This is a genomic window from Burkholderia sp. Ac-20379, from assembly GCF_017104645.1.
In the GTDB taxonomy this organism is placed as follows: domain Bacteria; phylum Pseudomonadota; class Gammaproteobacteria; order Burkholderiales; family Burkholderiaceae; genus Burkholderia.
The window spans coordinates 16,390-31,855 of record NZ_JAAGPF010000004.1; the positions used below are offsets into that span (position 1 = coordinate 16,390).

General features: G+C 65.2%; 16 protein-coding genes. 8 read left to right on the top strand and 8 right to left on the bottom strand.

Annotation, left to right across the window (positions count from 1 at the left end; genetic code table 11):
• Nucleotides 1-32 precede the first annotated feature (32 nt).
• The 3 genes from G3N92_RS00985 to gor all read left to right on the top strand — a co-directional run bounded on the left by G3N92_RS00985 (nucleotide 33) and on the right by gor (nucleotide 3,643).
• Complete coding sequence (locus tag G3N92_RS00985) at nucleotides 33-401, top strand: glyoxalase superfamily protein (RefSeq protein WP_206125574.1); 369 nt, start codon at nucleotides 33-35, stop codon at nucleotides 399-401.
• Nucleotides 402-933: 532 nt separating this feature from the next.
• Nucleotides 934-2,058, top strand: coding sequence for a porin (locus G3N92_RS00990; protein WP_206125575.1), 1,125 nt, complete (start codon nucleotides 934-936; stop codon nucleotides 2,056-2,058).
• A 223-nt stretch (nucleotides 2,059-2,281) separates the two neighbouring features.
• A complete protein-coding gene (gor, locus tag G3N92_RS00995; RefSeq protein ID WP_206125576.1) occupies nucleotides 2,282-3,643 on the top strand; it encodes a glutathione-disulfide reductase in 1,362 nt (453 codons plus the stop codon).
• 144 nt (nucleotides 3,644-3,787) lie between these two features.
• Here the strand turns inward: gor and G3N92_RS01000 are convergent, their stop codons facing one another.
• Entirely contained in the window at nucleotides 3,788-4,078 is a 291-nt protein-coding gene (locus tag G3N92_RS01000) for a hypothetical protein (protein WP_241014484.1), read from the bottom strand.
• A 44-nt stretch (nucleotides 4,079-4,122) separates the two neighbouring features.
• On the bottom strand, nucleotides 4,123-4,425 hold the full coding sequence (locus G3N92_RS01005; protein WP_206125578.1) for a DUF4148 domain-containing protein: 303 nt from the start codon (nucleotides 4,423-4,425) through the stop codon (nucleotides 4,123-4,125).
• Nucleotides 4,426-4,761: 336 nt separating this feature from the next.
• On the opposite strand from G3N92_RS01005, the gene G3N92_RS01010 reads away from it, so the two are divergent.
• From G3N92_RS01010 to G3N92_RS01025, 4 genes are all read left to right on the top strand, one after another.
• Nucleotides 4,762-5,004: a hypothetical protein gene (locus tag G3N92_RS01010; RefSeq protein WP_206125579.1), complete on the top strand. Its 243-nt coding sequence runs from the start codon at nucleotides 4,762-4,764 to the stop codon at nucleotides 5,002-5,004.
• A gap of 253 nt (nucleotides 5,005-5,257) precedes the next feature.
• Nucleotides 5,258-5,935 (top strand): response regulator transcription factor, encoded by a 678-nt coding sequence (locus G3N92_RS01015; RefSeq protein WP_206125580.1) that lies wholly within the window; start codon nucleotides 5,258-5,260, stop codon nucleotides 5,933-5,935.
• 97 nt (nucleotides 5,936-6,032) lie between these two features.
• Nucleotides 6,033-7,346, top strand: a complete 1,314-nt coding sequence (locus G3N92_RS01020; protein ID WP_241014488.1) for a HAMP domain-containing sensor histidine kinase — start codon at nucleotides 6,033-6,035, stop codon at nucleotides 7,344-7,346.
• A 64-nt stretch (nucleotides 7,347-7,410) separates the two neighbouring features.
• Nucleotides 7,411-8,103, top strand: a complete 693-nt coding sequence (locus G3N92_RS01025; protein WP_206125582.1) for a response regulator transcription factor — start codon at nucleotides 7,411-7,413, stop codon at nucleotides 8,101-8,103.
• Nucleotides 8,104-8,200: 97 nt separating this feature from the next.
• Here G3N92_RS01025 and G3N92_RS01030 read toward each other — a convergent pair whose 3' ends face one another.
• Both G3N92_RS01030 and G3N92_RS01035 read right to left on the bottom strand, forming a co-directional pair.
• Nucleotides 8,201-8,356: a hypothetical protein gene (locus G3N92_RS01030; RefSeq protein WP_206125583.1), complete on the bottom strand. Its 156-nt coding sequence runs from the start codon at nucleotides 8,354-8,356 to the stop codon at nucleotides 8,201-8,203.
• 117 nt (nucleotides 8,357-8,473) lie between these two features.
• On the bottom strand, nucleotides 8,474-8,773 hold the full coding sequence (locus tag G3N92_RS01035; RefSeq protein ID WP_206125584.1) for a DUF4148 domain-containing protein: 300 nt from the start codon (nucleotides 8,771-8,773) through the stop codon (nucleotides 8,474-8,476).
• Nucleotides 8,774-9,105: 332 nt separating this feature from the next.
• Between G3N92_RS01035 and G3N92_RS01040 the strand changes: the two genes are divergently transcribed.
• A complete protein-coding gene (locus tag G3N92_RS01040; RefSeq protein WP_206125585.1) occupies nucleotides 9,106-10,281 on the top strand; it encodes a porin in 1,176 nt (391 codons plus the stop codon).
• Between the two features lie 244 nt (nucleotides 10,282-10,525).
• Here the strand turns inward: G3N92_RS01040 and G3N92_RS01045 are convergent, their stop codons facing one another.
• The 4 genes from G3N92_RS01045 to G3N92_RS01060 form a co-directional block, all read right to left on the bottom strand.
• Nucleotides 10,526-11,833 carry a chloride channel protein gene (locus tag G3N92_RS01045; protein WP_206125586.1) on the bottom strand — a complete coding sequence of 436 codons (1,308 nt, stop codon included), beginning with the start codon at nucleotides 11,831-11,833 and terminating at the stop codon, nucleotides 10,526-10,528.
• A gap of 74 nt (nucleotides 11,834-11,907) precedes the next feature.
• Nucleotides 11,908-12,336, bottom strand: coding sequence for a MarR family winged helix-turn-helix transcriptional regulator (locus G3N92_RS01050; protein ID WP_206125587.1), 429 nt, complete (start codon nucleotides 12,334-12,336; stop codon nucleotides 11,908-11,910).
• A gap of 182 nt (nucleotides 12,337-12,518) precedes the next feature.
• Nucleotides 12,519-12,986 carry a hypothetical protein gene (locus G3N92_RS01055; RefSeq protein ID WP_206125588.1) on the bottom strand — a complete coding sequence of 156 codons (468 nt, stop codon included), beginning with the start codon at nucleotides 12,984-12,986 and terminating at the stop codon, nucleotides 12,519-12,521.
• A 3-nt stretch (nucleotides 12,987-12,989) separates the two neighbouring features.
• Nucleotides 12,990-15,371, bottom strand: a complete 2,382-nt coding sequence (locus G3N92_RS01060) for a M23 family metallopeptidase (RefSeq protein WP_206125589.1) — start codon at nucleotides 15,369-15,371, stop codon at nucleotides 12,990-12,992.
• Nucleotides 15,372-15,466: the final 95 nt, after the last annotated feature.

The following is a 15,466-nucleotide window of genomic DNA, read 5'->3' on the forward strand; positions in this document are numbered from 1 at the left end:
TTCCGCATCCGCTCCCACCGTTCGAGGCCCCGATGAAGATCCATCCCGCGATTCCGGTTCTGCGCAGCTTCTCCGAGGCCAAGGCCCGCGAGTTCTATGTCGATTTCCTCGGCTTCGCGGTGTTGTGGGAACACCGCTTCGAGCCGGCGTTGCCGCTCTACATGGCGCTCAAGCGCGGCGATCTCGAACTGCACGTGAGCGAGCATCACGGCGACGCCACGCCCGGCTCCACGGTGTTCGTGCCGATGGAGGGCATCGATGCGCTGCACGCCGAACTGAGCGCGAAACGCTATGGCTACGCGCGGCCCGGCATCGACGTGCAGGCCTGGGGGCGCGAGCTGACGGTGGCGGATCCGTTCGGCAACCGGCTGCGTTTCGCCGAGCTGAATGGGCCGGGCTGAAGCGCGATCGACGGCCCGGTTCCGCGGCTTGAATTCGGCGGCTTGAATCGATGGCTCGGATTCAACGGTTCGAATCGATGGCCCGAATTCAACGGTTCGAATGCAACGGCCTGACGCGAAGGCTCGATTCCAGGGCGCAACGCCAGGGCTTGAATCTAGGGCTCGATTCCAGGACGCAACGCCAGCGCTCGATTCCCGCGCTCGATTCCAGCGCCCAACCCCAGCGCCTAACCCCAGCGCCCAACCCCAGCGCCCAACCCCAGCGCCCAACCCCAGCGCCCAACCCCAGCGCGAGACCCCACTCCCCCCGCCCTGACGCGCATCCGCGCGCGTCGCAATCCGCACGCGCCCTGAGCGTTGCGCGCGGGCGACAGCCGAGCCCGCCATCCAGCGAATCTTTTTTGTTCCTTACAGACGCCACCTTATGATGCGGCCCACGCCGTCCGCGCCAGAAGCGCGCGATGCGCATCCGGCCCGCCAGCGCGGCGCCGGACCACAAATACACCGTCAACGATAAAGAAAAGGATCGCTCATGAAGCAGACCAAAATCGCGGGATTGGTTGGGGGCCTGATGCTGGCGTTCGTCGGCACGCAAGCACACGCACAGAGCTCGGTCACGCTGTGGGGCGTCGCCGACGTCAGCCTGCGTTACCTGACGAACTCGAACGCGAAGAACGACAACCGTCTCTACATGACCAACGGCGCGATCACCAACAGCCGCTTCGCGCTGAAGGGCACCGAGGATCTCGGTGGCGGCCTGAAGGCGATCTTCAACCTCGAAAGCGGTTTCGATCTGCAAAGCGGCGCCGGTTCCTCGCGCCTGTTCAACCGCGCGGCCTACGTGGGCCTGTCGAGCCAGTACGGCACCGTCACGCTCGGCCGCCAGAAAACGCTGCTGTTCGATCTGCTTGCCGATACGTTCGATCCGCTGACGGTGGGCAACTACTTCGAAAACGCATGGCTGCCGGTCGCGCTCGGCGCGGGGCTCTATGCGGACAACTCGGTCAAGTACAACGGCAAGTTCGGCGGCCTGTCGGTCGGCGCGATGTATTCGTTCGGCACCGACACCACCGCGTCCGGCGCGAACGGCTTCTCGGGCCAGATCCCGGGCCACATCGGCGCGGGCAACATGTACGGCTTCTCGCTCGGCTACGCGTTCGGCCCGTTGAACCTGGTCGCCGACATGCAGCAGAACAGCGACAACTCGAGCCACAAGCAGACGATCTTCCACGCGGGCGCCGTCTACGCGTTCAGCACGCTGAAGCTGTACGCGGGCTACCTGCGCTCGAAGGACGACACCGGCTTCGTCGATTCGACGCTGGCGCAACAGGCCGTGGTGCCGGGCATCGCCTCGCTGAAGGGCACCGGCCGGATCGACGACGGCCCGTACGCCGGCCTGGCGTGGCAAGCCACGCCGACCGTCACGCTGACGGGCGCGTTCTACTACGACCACGGCCGCAACGAAACGGTGTCGACCGGCGTGCTCGGCACCGGCAACCGCTATGCGATCGTCGGCGTGGCCGAATACGCGCTGTCCAAGCGCACCGAAATCTACGGCACCGTGGATTTCAACAAGGCCACCGGCGCGGCCACCGTCGAACTGCCGGGCCGCAACAACCAGACCGGCATCTCGATCGGCCTGCGCAACATCTTCTGATTCCGGCCGGCCTCGCGCCGGTTCGGTTTCCGCCGCGGCTTCGGCCGCGCCGCCCCGGTTCCACGCGATACGCATCGCGCCGGCACCGGGGCGGTGTCGTTTACGGCCGCGTTCGTTGTGCATGTATGCCTCATGTCGGCATCCATTCCGCTTCGCGGGCACGTCGCACGCGCGCCGCCAAAACTTGCTATCGTGCCTGCTCGACAAACTGGGGAGCGTTTCGATGGACTACGACTATGACCTGTTCGTGATCGGGGCGGGCTCCGGCGGCGTGCGGCTCGCGCGGATTTCGGCCTCGCTCGGCGCGCGCGTCGGCATCGCCGAGGTGGAGCAGATCGGCGGCACCTGCGTGCTGCGCGGCTGCATCCCGAAGAAGCTGCTGGTGTACGCGTCGCACTTCCCCGGCGAGGTGGAGGATGCGGCCGGCTTCGGCTGGACGTTCGGCCCCGGCGAATTCTCGTGGCCCACGCTGATCGCCGCCAAGGATCGCGAGATCAACCGGCTGTCCGGCATCTACGTCAAGCTGCTGACCGACGCGGGCGTGACGATGCACGAAGGGCGCGCGACGATCGTCGATCCGCACACGGTGGAGATCGCCGGCCGCCGCATCACGGCAAAGCACATCGGCGTGGCGACCGGCTCGTGGCCGACGCTGCCCGAGATCCCCGGCATCGAGCACGCGATCACCTCGCGCGAGGCGCTCGATCTGCCGGCACTGCCGAAACGCGTGGCGGTGGTGGGCGGCGGCTATATCGCGGTGGAATTCGCCGGCATCTTCCAGGGCCTCGGCTCGCAGGTCGATCTGTTCTATCGCGGCGAGGCAATCCTGCGCCACTTCGACGACGATCTGCGCCGCGTGCTGCACGAGGAAATGAGCAAGCACGGCGTGGCGATCCACACCCATGCGCAGGTCGATGCGATCGTGCGTGGCGCCGACGGCGCGCTGACGCTCGACGTCGGCGGCACGCCGCACGGGCCGTACGACGCGGTGCTGTACGCCACCGGCCGTCACCCGAACACGCAGGGCCTCGGCCTCGAGCAGGCCGGCGTGGCCTGCGAGGCGAGCGGCGCGATCCACGTGGACGCCTATTCGGCCACCAACGTGCCGTCGATCCACGCGATCGGCGACGTGACCTCGCGCCCGCAACTGACGCCGGTGGCCACGCGCGACGGCGCGCTGCTGGCCGCGAACCTGTTCGGCGCGCAGCGCGTCGAGGCCGATCACCGCGCGATTCCGTCGGCGGTGTTCAGTCATCCCGAGCTGGCGACGGTGGGCCTGAGCGAACACGAGGCGCGCGCCGAACATGGCGAGGTCGACATCTACAAGACCTCGTTCCGGGCGCTCAAGCACACGCTGACGGGCCGCGACGAAAAGATCTTCATGAAGCTCGTGGTGGCGCGCGATTCGCAGCGCGTGCTCGGCGCGCACATGATCGGCCCGGATGCAGCCGAAACGATCCAGGGCATCGCGATCGCGGTGCGCATGGGCGCGACCAAGGCGCAGTTCGATGCGACCATCGGCATTCATCCGAGCGCGGCCGAGGAGTTCGTGACGCTGCGCACGAAATCGCCGGATCCGGCGTAACGCGGCGAGGGGAAGGGCGGGGCGCGCCGTGCGCGCGCCGCGCCGCGGCGTGGTGCGCGGCCTTCGATCCGGCACGCGCCCGTTGCCGATGCTTCGCACAGCGAAGTATTTCGGGCGACAGAAAGCCGGCGGCCAGCCAGGCGTTCAGCGCAACTGCGAGGACGCGCGTGCGGACGAATTCGTCGCCTGTGTCCCGCCGCAGTCGCGCCGGTATTCGCGCGCCAGCTTGCGGCGCGCGGCGCGCACGTCGTCGGGGAAATCGCTGCCGTTGACCTGGGCCGGCGAGAAGCCCACGGCTTCCAGCTCGGCCAGCTCGCCGGTTACGTCGTGGCGGGTCAACGCCTGCGTGCGCATCGCGCGCGGCGCGGCGAACGGATAGCGCGCGCATTGCGCGGCCGTCAGGGGCAGCGCATGCGCGGCCGCGCCGGCGGCCATCAGGCACGCCGCTGCGCCGGCTCGCGCGATACGCGCCGCGGCGTTCACGATGCCGCGCCCGTGTGCTTGACGCAGTCGCGCTGGAACTTCTGCATCAGCTTCTGCTGGGCGGTGTCGATGTCGTCCGGGTAGTTGTTGTCGTCGCCGGCCGAGGGCTGGTAGCCGACCGATTCGAGTTCCGACAGCTCGTTGACGATCTGCTTGTGCGTGACCGGCGCGCTCGTCTTCACGAACGGGTAGTCGTGACATTGCTGCGTCGTCAGCGGCGCGGCGTGCGCGGCGACGCCGACGGCCATCAGGCTGGCGCACAGCAGGGCACGTTTCAGGTTCTTGATTTGGCTGTTCATGAGTTCGCTCCTTGATTCGGGTTGCGCCGGCGGCATCCGCGCCGGCGGGGTTGTCCGGTCCGGCGTCGCATCGCCGAGACCACGGAATGCAGACTAGTGGAGGGCGTTTGTCGAAACGGTGGAGCGCACATGAAACTTCCTTCATCGTCGCCCCCGCCATCTCGCTGAAATAACTTTCACGTGTCTGCCAGCGTTGGTTCAGGTGCGCTCGCGTATCGTTCGGATCGTGATGGAAGCAAGGGCCGAGGCAACCGGCGCACATCGAATGACTTGGCGAAACCGCAAGCATCCCGAAGCATCGCCGGCCTGAACGACTGGACAGACGAGGAGACGGGCGTGAACGGACGCACCATCGGATCGATCGGATTGGCGGCCGTCGCGCTGTGCGTGAGCGCGGTGGCGGACGCGAAGGTGCAGGGCAGCGGCGGCCCGGTGGCCGACGTGGTGCTCGATCACGCGAGGGTCGAGCGCCAATATCGGGCGATCGAGGACGCGCGCCGCCGCGCCGCCGGAAATATGCGACGCAACGTCGCAGAAGGGCGCCCCGGCGACGCTGCGCTCGCGGCCGATCCGGGCTGAAACGCGGCGCGCCGCGCCCCGTCGACGAAGAGCGGACGAACCGCGCCGGCCATGGCGCGGCGGCGGCGCGTGCGCGCCGCATGAAGAATCTTTAATGAAGCCGATACCCCTTTGCCACGCGCGCGCGTGTAGCCTGCGCTGAGAGCTGTCGACGCACGACGGCCACTCAACGCCCAGGCCGGATATGGCAACATCCCTCTCTTCTCATCACGAATCGCCGCCGCCGCGTTCCCTTGCGGCCGGCGGGACGACAATGTTTCGAGTCCTGACTATCGAAGACGATGACATCACTGCGAATGAAATCGTCGGCGAATTGAAAGATCGCGGCTTCGCCGTGGAATGGGTGGCCAACGGCCGCGACGGCATGGCGCGCGCGCTCACCGAGGATTACGACGTCATCACGCTCGACCGCATGCTGCCGGGCGTGGACGGCCTGACCATCGTCACCACCATGCGCAGCATCGGCGTGCGCACGCCGGTGCTGATGCTCAGCGCGCTCGGCGACGTGGACGAACGCGTGCGCGGCCTGCGCGCCGGCGGCGACGACTACCTCACCAAGCCGTTCGATCCCGAGGAAATGGCCGCGCGCCTCGAAGTGCTGCTGCGCCGCAGCCGCACCGCGCCCGCGCAATCGGAAACCACGCTGTCGGTCGGCCGCCTCACGCTCGACCTGATCGGCCGCAAGGCGATGCGCGACGGCGTGGAAATCTCGCTGCTGCCCACCGAATACCGCGTGCTCGAATACATGATGCGCAATGCCGGGCAGACCATCACGCGCACCATGCTGTTCGAAGCCGTGTGGGGCTATCACTTCGATCCGGGCACGAACCTGATCGACGTCCACATGGGGCGCCTGCGCAAGAAGATCGATCCGTCCGACGCCGCCCCGATGATCCGAACCGTGCGCGGCGCCGGTTACATCCTGTCGTGAGCCCATCGTGAGCGAACAAGCAAGCCGCGCGTCCGGCGGATCGGGCGCGCTGCGCTGGTATTCGAGTACGTTCCGGCTCGTCATCGTCTACGCGGTGATGTTCTCGGTGTCGGTGATGCTGCTGCTCGGCGTGATCGCCTCGCGCACCACGCACGACATGAAGAGCGAAACCGACGTCGTGATCGATTGGCAGATGATCTACTTCGATTCGATGGCCGACGCCGATCTGCCGGGCGCGATCCATCGCCGGCTCGAACACGAGCGCATGCATACCAATTACTACGGGCTGTTCGCGCCGGACGGCCGGCACGTGGCCGGCGACGTGCTCGAATTCCCGGCCGGGCTGGCCACCGACCGCAACGGCCAGACGCTCGCGCACAGCCTCAAGATCGCCGGCGATCAGATCGCGCCGGTGGTGCGCGCGATGGCCGAGTTGCGGCCCAACGGCTACCGGCTCGTGCTCGCGCGCGATCTGACCCATATCCTCGCGATCCGCACCGCGATCATCAACGCGCTGGTGGTGGGCGGCGTGCTGTGCTTCGGCGCGGGCCTGCTCGGCGGGCTGGTGCTCAGCGTGCGGCAGATGCGGCGCATCCGCGCGATCCGCCAGGTCACGCAGCACATCGCGCGCGGCGATCTCGCGCAGCGCCTGCCGGTGGGCGGGCGCGACGAGATCGACATGCTCTCGCACCTCGTCAATCACATGCTGGCCGAGGTCGAGCGGCTGATGCACGAGGTCAAGGGCGTGTGCGACGGCATCGCGCACGACCTGCGCACGCCGCTCGCGCACGTTCACACGCTGCTCGCGCATGCCGCCGAGCGCGCCGGCGCCTACGACGACGCGGCGCTCGCCAGCCTCGTCTCGCGCGCGCGCAACGAAACCGACGCGCTGCTCGGGCGCTTCCGCGCGATGCTGCGGATCGCCGAGATCGGCTCGCTGCAACGGCGCGGCGGCTTCGGCGAGGTCGATCTCGAAGCGCTGGTGGCGGATGTCGGCGATCTGTTCGAGCCGCTCGCCGAAAGCCGCGAGATTCGTTTTGAAGTGCTGACCGAACGCGTGACGCCGGTGCACGGCGATCGCGCGCTGCTGTTCGAGGCGCTGACTAACCTGCTCGACAACGCGCTGAAGTATTCGGCGTCGGGCGGCACCGTGCGGCTCGAGGTGCGGCAGCGGTTGCAAGGCCCGCAGATCGACGTGTGGGACGACGGCCCCGGCATCGCCCCCGACGAGCGCGAGGCCGTGCTCCAGCACCGCTACCGCAGCACCCGCACCGGGCATCAGGCCGGTTACGGGCTGGGCCTGAGCATCGTCTCGACGGTGATCAACGTGCACGATTTCACGCTGCGCATCGGCAGCGCCGATCCGGGCACGCGCGTCACGATCGAATGCTGGCCGAGGACGCTCGTATGACGCGAGCGTCGATCGGCCAGCGTGCGCTGCCACGGCATTTTTCAGGTGCGGAGGGCCGCCGATCGTGCGCATCCTGCTCGTGACCTCGCTGCACCCGGAAGCCGCCTGGCTGCACAAGGCGCTTCAGGAAAGCGGCCACAGCCTGCAACGCGCCGACGATTTGCGCGACGGCCTGTTCCTGGCCTCGCAGGAAGCGTTCGACGCGATCGTGGCCACCGCGTTCGAATCCGGCAGCGATGCCGCGCTGATCGACGCGCTGCCGCGTTTCGCGACCGACGGCGGCGGCGCGGCGCTGGTGGTGCTGCTCGGCCAGGCGTCGGCCAGCGAGCGGATCCGCGCGCTGCGCGCCGGCGCCGACGCCTGTTTCGGCGCGCCGTATTCGTTCCTCGAATTGCACGAGCGCCTGCAGGCGCTGCAACGGCTCGGCGTGCCGCGCGAAGCCGACGGCCCGCTGGCCGCCGCGGCCGCCAGCTCCACGTTCGATGCGCTGTCGCGCGAGCTGAAGGACGGCAAGCTGCGTCTGGCCGTCACGCGCCGCGAATTCCTGCTGCTCGAATGCCTGATGCGCAGCCCCAATGCGCCGGTGCCGCGCGATCAGCTGATCCGCTACGTGTGGCAGGACAAGGAGGATGTCGATCCGTCGAGCGTGAACCTCGTGGTGTCGCGGCTGCGCCGCAAGCTCTCACGCCACCTGCCCGACGTGAAGATCGATACCGTCAGCCGCTACGGCTATCAGGTGACGCTGCCGGACGCCTGACGCACGACACGCTTCAGATCGCACGCATCGTCCCGCCAGAAACGACAAGGGCGCACCGCCAGCCGGCAGTGCGCCCTTGTTGTATGGGCGGCGATGATCAGGAGCCGAAGAACGGCACGCAGAAATCGGGCGGGCCGACGCAATCGCCGGGGCCATTGGGACGCGCGGCGGCGCAGCCGGACAGCATGGCGCCGGCGGCCATCGCGACGAGCGCGAGGCGGGCGGTGCGAACGAGCAGGGGACGAAGCTTCATGTTGAGCGAATCGTGCAGAGACGGGAGCGGAAGACGTGACGTGGATGCGATGCCTGCGGCCCGGCCGGTGCGTGCGCCGAACGCGGCGCGCGATGCAGGCCGGCCGGGCGGCCTGCGTCAGTGTGCATAGAGCGTCGAGTTCAGATACTTGAGCTGGCCGTCCTGTTCGGCCTGCACCAGCTCCTGATACACCTGCGCGCGGGTCTTTTCGGGCGCCTGCTGGCCGTACGACTGCGCATAGGTCTGGCCGCCCGGCGGCGCGGTCCAGGTGCTCGCGGCGCCGCCGGGCACGCCGTCCTTGCTGGCGGCCGGCACCATCTGGGTGGACGGGGCGGCCTGCGTCGAAACGGTCGCGGCAAAGGCGGGAACGGCAAGCGCGGCGAGCAGCGCGGCGGCGGCGATCTTCGCGGAATTCATGTTCGTTATCCTCATGATCGATGACTGGGTTGATCCCCTGCGCAATCTCCATCGCGTTGCGCATCGGGTTGAGGACAAGCATAGAGGGGGGGCGATAGCGGTTCGGCATACGCAACGTGAAAAGATCTTCATGCGTTGCGGCGAGGCTGTCGGGATCGACATGAAGTGCGGGTATCGCGAAGATGAAAAAGGCTTCATTTTTCAGGCCGTTTTCATAACCGCCCTGTCACGCGGGCTGCCTAAATTGTGCGCCATCGCACCGTGCAAGGATTGGCCATTCCACACACGGGGCTTGCGGTGCGAGAAGACCGACCCACTCTAGCGAAAATCTCATGAAGAAATATCTGGCAATCCCGGCAGCGCTCGCGTGCCTGCTTTCGACCGCCGCTCATGCGCAGAGCAGCGTGACGCTTTACGGCACCATCGACGCAGGCCTGGATTACATCAGCAACCAGAAGTCGGGCAACGTGAGCGGCCCGGCTTACGGCGTGCAAAGCGGCAACGTCAGCACCTCGCGCTGGGGCCTGCGCGGCAATGAAGACCTCGGTGGCGGCCTGTCGGCAGTGTTCACCCTCGAAAACGGCTTCAGCGTGAACACCGGCAAGTTCGGCAACGGCGGCGACGAGTTCGGCCGTCAGGCGTTCGTCGGTCTGTCGAGCAACCAGTGGGGCACCGTGACGCTGGGCCGTCAGTACGACTTCATCGTCGACTACGTCGCGCCGCTGTCGGCGACCGGCTCCGGCTTCGGCGGCAATATCGCCGACCACCCGTTCGACAACGACAACCTCGCGAACGACACGCGCATGAACAACTCCATCAAGTTCCGCAGCGCGAACTACAGTGGATTCTCGTTCGGCGGCGCCTATGGCTTCAGCAACATGGGCGGCGGGATGTCGAACAACAACGCGTACAGCGTCGGCGCCGCGTATGCGAACGGCCCGGTCAGCCTGGGCGTCGGCTACCTGCAATCGAACAACCCGGGCGGCGTGAACACGCCGGCCAACACGGGCGGTTCGCTGAGCAGCTCGGACGGCAACTCGATGCTGGTGGGCGGCCGCTGGCGCACCTTCGGCGCGGGCGCACGCTACGCGTTCGACAAGGCGAGCGTGGGCTTCGTCTACACGCGCACGATCCTCAACAATCCGAACGAAATTTCGGAAGGCGGCTCGTACGGCAGCGTGAACGGCCAGCTCCTCACGTTCAGCAACTATGAACTGAATGCGCGCTACTTCCTGACGCCGGCCCTGACGCTGGGTGGTTCGTACACCTACACGCAAGGCCGCTTCGACAATGCCGGCCGCACGCTGGCGCCGAAGTGGAACCAGTTCATGCTGCAGGCCGACTACGCGCTGTCGCGCCGCACCGATCTGTATCTGGAAGGCGTCTATCGCAAGGTCAGCGGCGCCGACGGCGTGTCGGTGCTGGGCCAGGCCGGCATCTTCAACTTCGCGGCATCGAGCAACAACCGCCAGGCTGTCGTGGCAGCCGGCATTCGTCACAAGTTCTGACCGGTCCTCGCCGGTTGAGGCGGGCCGGGCGGCGTGTGCCGCCCGGCCTCGCGTTGCGCGAGGGTCGATCGATTCGCGCGCTTAGGTGGCGGCGTATCCGGTGAGCGACCGGCTGCGCCGGTAGTGCGGTTTCCGCCCCTCTTGTTTTGTCGGCAGCATCGGCCGGGCGAGCGGAAGGCGGTGATCTTCGGCCCCGTGACGCGGTAGCGCGTCGCGGGGTTTTTTTATGGGCGCGCGGAGGCGCTCAGCGCTTCATGTACCGCTGCGCCAGCGCCTCGTACAACGGCGGCGCGAAGAACTTCGAGGTCTGGCTCGCGATCAGCGCCGTGGCCATCAGCGAGATCACCAGCGCGTGCCCGTTGATCATCTCGATCACGATCACGAACGCCGTGATCGGGCTTTGCGTGACGGCCGCGAGATAGCCCACCATGCCGAGCGCGATCAGCATCGGCAACTGCATCTGGCCGAACACCAGGTGCAGCGTGTTGCCGACGCCCGCGCCGATCGCCAGCGACGGCGCGAACAGCCCGCCCGGCGTGCCGGGCAGGTAGGAGCCGATCATCGATGCCATCTTGATCAGCGGATAGACGGCCGACACCTGCGCATGGCCTTCCAGCATGCCGCGCGCCTCGGCGTAGCCGCTGCCGAACGTGTGGCCGCTGCTGGCCACGCCGATCACCGCGATGAAGAAGCCGCACACGGCCGCGAACTGAACCGGCCGCTCCTGCCGCAGCGCGAGCAGCCGGCCCGGCATCCAGCGCGGCGTGTTGAGCAGCAGCCAGCAGAACAGCCCGCCGAGCGCGCCGGTCAGCACGCCCACCAGCACCACCGCCACCGCGAGCAGGTTCGGCAGGTGGCCGTCGATGGCGATCGTGCCGAAATAGACGTAATTGCCCTGCAGCGCCAGCGAGACGACGCCCGCGAAGATGATCGCGGTGATCAGCACGCCGCTGGTGCGCTGCTCGAAGCTGCGCGACAGCTCCTCGATGGCGAACACCACGCCGGCCAGCGGCGCGTTGAACGCGGCCGACAGCCCGGCCGCCGCGCCGGCCAGCGCGAGCTTGTGCTCGATCGCCACGCCGGAAATGGTGCGCAGCCGCGCCGGGTAGAAGCGCCGCAGCGAATACATCAGCGACGCGCCGACGTGGATCGTCGGCCCTTCGCGGCCGATCGTGAAGCCGCCGAGCATGGCCAGGAACGAGATGCCGATCTTGCCGATCAGGATGCGCAGCGTCAGCAGCCGGGGGCCGAGCCCGCGCACATCGTGGAGGGTGGCGATCACCTGCGGGATGCCGCTGCCTTCGGAGCCGGGAAACCAGCGCCGCGTCAGCCACACGCCGAGCGCGGAGACGGCCGGCGTGACCAGCAGCGGCAGCCAGAAATGCTCGGCGTGCATGTGCTGGAACAGGTCGTAGCCGAGATCGATGAGCCGCGCGTAGAGCACCGCGACCAGCCCGGTGGCCACCGCCCCCATCCAGAACAGGCCGAAATGCAGCCATCGGCGTCGTCCGCGCACGATCTTGCGGCGGTCGAAAAGGGCAGGTAAGCGCATGGGAGGGGCCGGCCAGAAAAAGAGGCATATTGTGACATAAATGCCCGCGCGGCCAGAATGGGCTTGACTCGGCGTCAGTTTTCGCGATGCGAGAAGACCCAGCCGAATGCGCCGTACAGCGCCTTGTGCTGCGCGGCGAGGTCGAGCAGGCAGCGCTCGCCCTTGCGCGTCAGGTGCACTTGCACGAGCCGCCGGTCGGCTTCGCTGGCGCGCCGCTCCACCAGCCCGGCGCTCTCGCAGCGCGACACCAGCGCGGCGGTGCCGTTCGGCGCGGCCTGCAGCCGCTCGGCCAGCTCGCCGACGCTGGCCCAGGTGCGGCCCGGAAAGCCGCGCACATGGAGCAGCAACTGGTATTGCAGCGTGGTGATGCCGGCCGCGTTGGCGATTTCCTCGGACGCCCGCAGGAATTTGCGCAGTTCGTGGCGGAACGAGGACATGGCCTCGAGGTCGAGCTTGTCGGGGGGCGGAGCGGTCGAGCTCCCAGCATCAGGGTGAGCGTTCATGCCTGCTCCCGCTCGGTACGATGGGTGGGAGTCGATGCGCAGATCCCTGCGTTCAAGCCGACTTCGCGGCTAGCAGCGGTTCGATTCATCCGGGTCTGTGGCTTTTTTGTCAAACAGGTCACTAGTCTACCGACATGGCCTCGGACATGTTTGACGGGGCACGAGGGCCGCTCTCTTGCCGTCTACTTGATTCGGCGTAAGCGGGTAATGCAGAGTTCCGGCGTGTTTTGATTCCAGAACGTGCTGAGTAGGCGCCGCTTATGTCTGTCTACTCGAAGGTTGATGAATTCGTCGCCGCATGATGGGTTCGGGGTGCGTTCAATGAACGTGTTCCTGATCCTCGAATATGTGAAGATTCGATATATCGAATAGGTAGCCTTACCCTCGTCCATCTGCCAAATGGAAAATCCTGGCATGCCGCTGAAATCGAAATCCTGGATGTCGATGTGAGGAACCGCCTCGGATCGCACCTTGATGCAATCTCGCGCAGGTATCGCATCGCGCGTGATTTCCCAGCATAAGTCGTCCGACTGTATCGAGATACTTGCCGACACGCCGGGCGCGGGGTGAAATGATGTCGTCGGGCTGTCGGCGGCACGGCTGACAGGCATGAGCGTTGTCAGCAACAACAATGCCATGAACGATTTCATGGGCTACTCCGGGGCACGCATGGATACGATCACGCTCGCTCGCGGCGTGGGAAGCGTGATCGTGGATGTTCCGGGAGGAATGACCTCATCGTTCAGTACATTCAAGATGTATCGCGAATAAGCTTGCCGTTCGTAATACCCGTTCGCTCCGCCGTTGACGAGCCTGTTGATAAATCCAACGGACTGGATGGAGTAACGCTCATCACAAACCCGATTGATGTTCGTGCCTCGGGAAAACGATTTGGACACCCAATAAAAGCCGCCTGAATCGCACGCCAGATCGAAATCCTCGGCAATCTGGTCGGGATCGTAACGTGGATACCACTGCATCAGTTTTCCTCCGTCGTTTGGGTTGACGGAATAGTGCTGGGAGATGTCCGTCAGGCGAGGCGGCGTGCTTGTGAGACGTTCGATGTAGGTTCGCATGTCGTTATTTGGAATCGATCTGTACACGCCATATGTGTTGTAGTTGCCAGCCCAGGTCAGTTGCATGATGCCGCGCCCGTAAAATGGTCCGTAGTATTGTGTTGCCGGGTTCGCGGCCGAATATTTTCCGAAGCCCCATTCGTGCAAGCGCCGCTTGGTACCACCGAGATGTCTCCACTGCGCGGTTTCCCAAAGGGTTTGCGCCAAAAACAGGGCGATGCGCTGCGGGTTGCTTCCCATGTATTTTTGTAGACATTTATTGAGTGGCGTGACGAAATTTCGGATGCGATCCCGGGCCGCTGAAATGGTCAAGCTATAGGTGTCGTTGTCCGTGGTAATGGCTTTTCTCGGACTGCCGCTCTGCGTGTAAAACAGGTGGCGAGGGAAGGTTGCGGCAAGCTCGGCTTCTGTCAGCCATCCACACCGTCTAAAGTGACGTATGAACGATAGAGGATGGAAGAACCACAGTTTTTGGCCAGCGGGCAGGCCCGTTGCACCCCAGAACTGCAGACTGTCCAGATAAACCAAAAATTCGTGATAGCCGTCGATATTTCCATCGTAGAAATCTCCTTCGTCGAGCAACCTGCCGTAGCGTGTCTGGTTATGGGTGCTGTCCCACTCGCTGGGCGCATGGCAGATGAAGCCGCGGAGCCTTTGTCTGGTGCTATCTTGCAGCGTGATGTAGTGAGCAAGCTCTAGCGCTTTTCTTTTTTTCTCGGGCTCGTCCTCGTCGAGTCGCTCCCAATAATTCGACGAATCTTTGACGAGTGCCTTGAGTGCATCCATTTCGAAGAGACCGGCCTCATCAAACGGGGCATTTTGATTGTCGATCGTTTGCCATCCCATGAACCACGGAAAATCGGCATCGGAACGCGTAGCGATCAGCGGGCTGTTCATGTTGACGTAGCCCATTGTGGCTTCGTCGTATGTGACACTCGCCCAGTTCGTAAGCGTGGCGTCGATCAGCGTGGCCTGCGGCGAAGTGATGCGGCCGAAGCGAAGCAGGTCGAGGCCGTCACTCGGACAAGCGTCGTAGAGTGCGGTGGCGCGTCGATAAAGCTCGTATTCGTAGTCACGGTGGCGTACAGGGGCCGGTGTCGTCAAAGTTCGAGAACCGTCTGCCTCGATCTTCCACACATTCGTGTATTTGCTGCCTTTGTTGAAGTAAGTTTCTACGACAAGCGGCACGGGTGTGGTGCCATTCACTCCCGGTTCGATATGCAACCCGTTCAGCTTTCCGCGTGCATCCGTTCCCGGTGGCGTTGAACGGAACTGCTGGCCTTCAGGGATGAGGTGATATGTGTGCCCCCAACTCTCGGCAACAACGGGCGCGCTTGGCGTAAGGTTGGCGACTTGCGTGCCGTCGAAATACGCTTCGAAGTCCGGCGGCGTCATGAATATTTCGAAATGCAGATACCCGACGCCCTGATACCTGCCCAAATATCCCAAGACGTCTTTGCGACGAACCTTTTCACCGCTTCCGGGAGCCGCAGAAGTCACGCCTCCTTTGACATTGGGGCCGGACGGCAGACGCAGGAAGCCGGCCATTCCTTTATCGTCAAACCCAAGCTCGTGATACTCAGAAAGCGCCAACAGATGCATATAAAGCGAGTAAAACGTCAGGGCGCGACCGTGGCCGGTTTCTGTCGAATGCTTAAGGAGCACAAATCCCGCATTCCCTTGACCTGAAGCGATTGCATGCTGACAGACGCGATATGCGATGACCTCCCCATCGGCAATCGCATGAACTGGGCCGCCAATGTCAGGAGCCAGGTGTACGCCGCAGTGCCAATCTCGATCGTGTGCAATTGGATAGATGCCATGGACGCATTCGAACCCGTCGACGACATCCATCATCGGGTCCGTTCTTGACGCATCATCCGACCAGAGACCGGACTCCGGCAAAAAGGGAGGGCTGATGATCATGGTGCAGGAGTCCTTGTCGTAGCGCTGCTTCATCGAAGGTAGCAAGGCGGACTTGAAGCTCGATCGCTACATCTGCCAAACGGCACGGCCTGCGAAGTTCGCCTGCTTGAACTTGCCTGTAACACGCA

Excerpts from the sequence above, each read along its gene's own strand:
- G3N92_RS01020 (WP_241014488.1), top strand. The coding sequence starts at position 6,033 with ATGTTCTCGGTGTCGGTGATGCTGCTGCTCGGCGTGATCGCCTCGCGC.
- G3N92_RS01060 (WP_206125589.1), bottom strand. The coding sequence starts at position 15,371 with ATGAAGCAGCGCTACGACAAGGACTCCTGCACCATGATCATCAGCCCT.
- G3N92_RS01005 (WP_206125578.1), bottom strand. The coding sequence starts at position 4,425 with ATGAACAGCCAAATCAAGAACCTGAAACGTGCCCTGCTGTGCGCCAGC.
- G3N92_RS00985 (WP_206125574.1), top strand. The coding sequence starts at position 33 with ATGAAGATCCATCCCGCGATTCCGGTTCTGCGCAGCTTCTCCGAGGCC.
- G3N92_RS01045 (WP_206125586.1), bottom strand. The coding sequence starts at position 11,833 with ATGCGCTTACCTGCCCTTTTCGACCGCCGCAAGATCGTGCGCGGACGA.
- G3N92_RS01030 (WP_206125583.1), bottom strand. The coding sequence starts at position 8,356 with ATGAAGCTTCGTCCCCTGCTCGTTCGCACCGCCCGCCTCGCGCTCGTC.
- gor (WP_206125576.1), top strand. The coding sequence starts at position 2,282 with ATGGACTACGACTATGACCTGTTCGTGATCGGGGCGGGCTCCGGCGGC.
- G3N92_RS01000 (WP_241014484.1), bottom strand. The coding sequence starts at position 4,078 with ATGGCCGCCGGCGCGGCCGCGCATGCGCTGCCCCTGACGGCCGCGCAA.
- G3N92_RS01035 (WP_206125584.1), bottom strand. The coding sequence starts at position 8,773 with ATGAATTCCGCGAAGATCGCCGCCGCCGCGCTGCTCGCCGCGCTTGCC.
- G3N92_RS01050 (WP_206125587.1), bottom strand. The coding sequence starts at position 12,336 with ATGAACGCTCACCCTGATGCTGGGAGCTCGACCGCTCCGCCCCCCGAC.
- G3N92_RS01015 (WP_206125580.1), top strand. The coding sequence starts at position 5,258 with ATGTTTCGAGTCCTGACTATCGAAGACGATGACATCACTGCGAATGAA.
- G3N92_RS00990 (WP_206125575.1), top strand. The coding sequence starts at position 934 with ATGAAGCAGACCAAAATCGCGGGATTGGTTGGGGGCCTGATGCTGGCG.
- G3N92_RS01055 (WP_206125588.1), bottom strand. The coding sequence starts at position 12,986 with ATGAAATCGTTCATGGCATTGTTGTTGCTGACAACGCTCATGCCTGTC.
- G3N92_RS01040 (WP_206125585.1), top strand. The coding sequence starts at position 9,106 with ATGAAGAAATATCTGGCAATCCCGGCAGCGCTCGCGTGCCTGCTTTCG.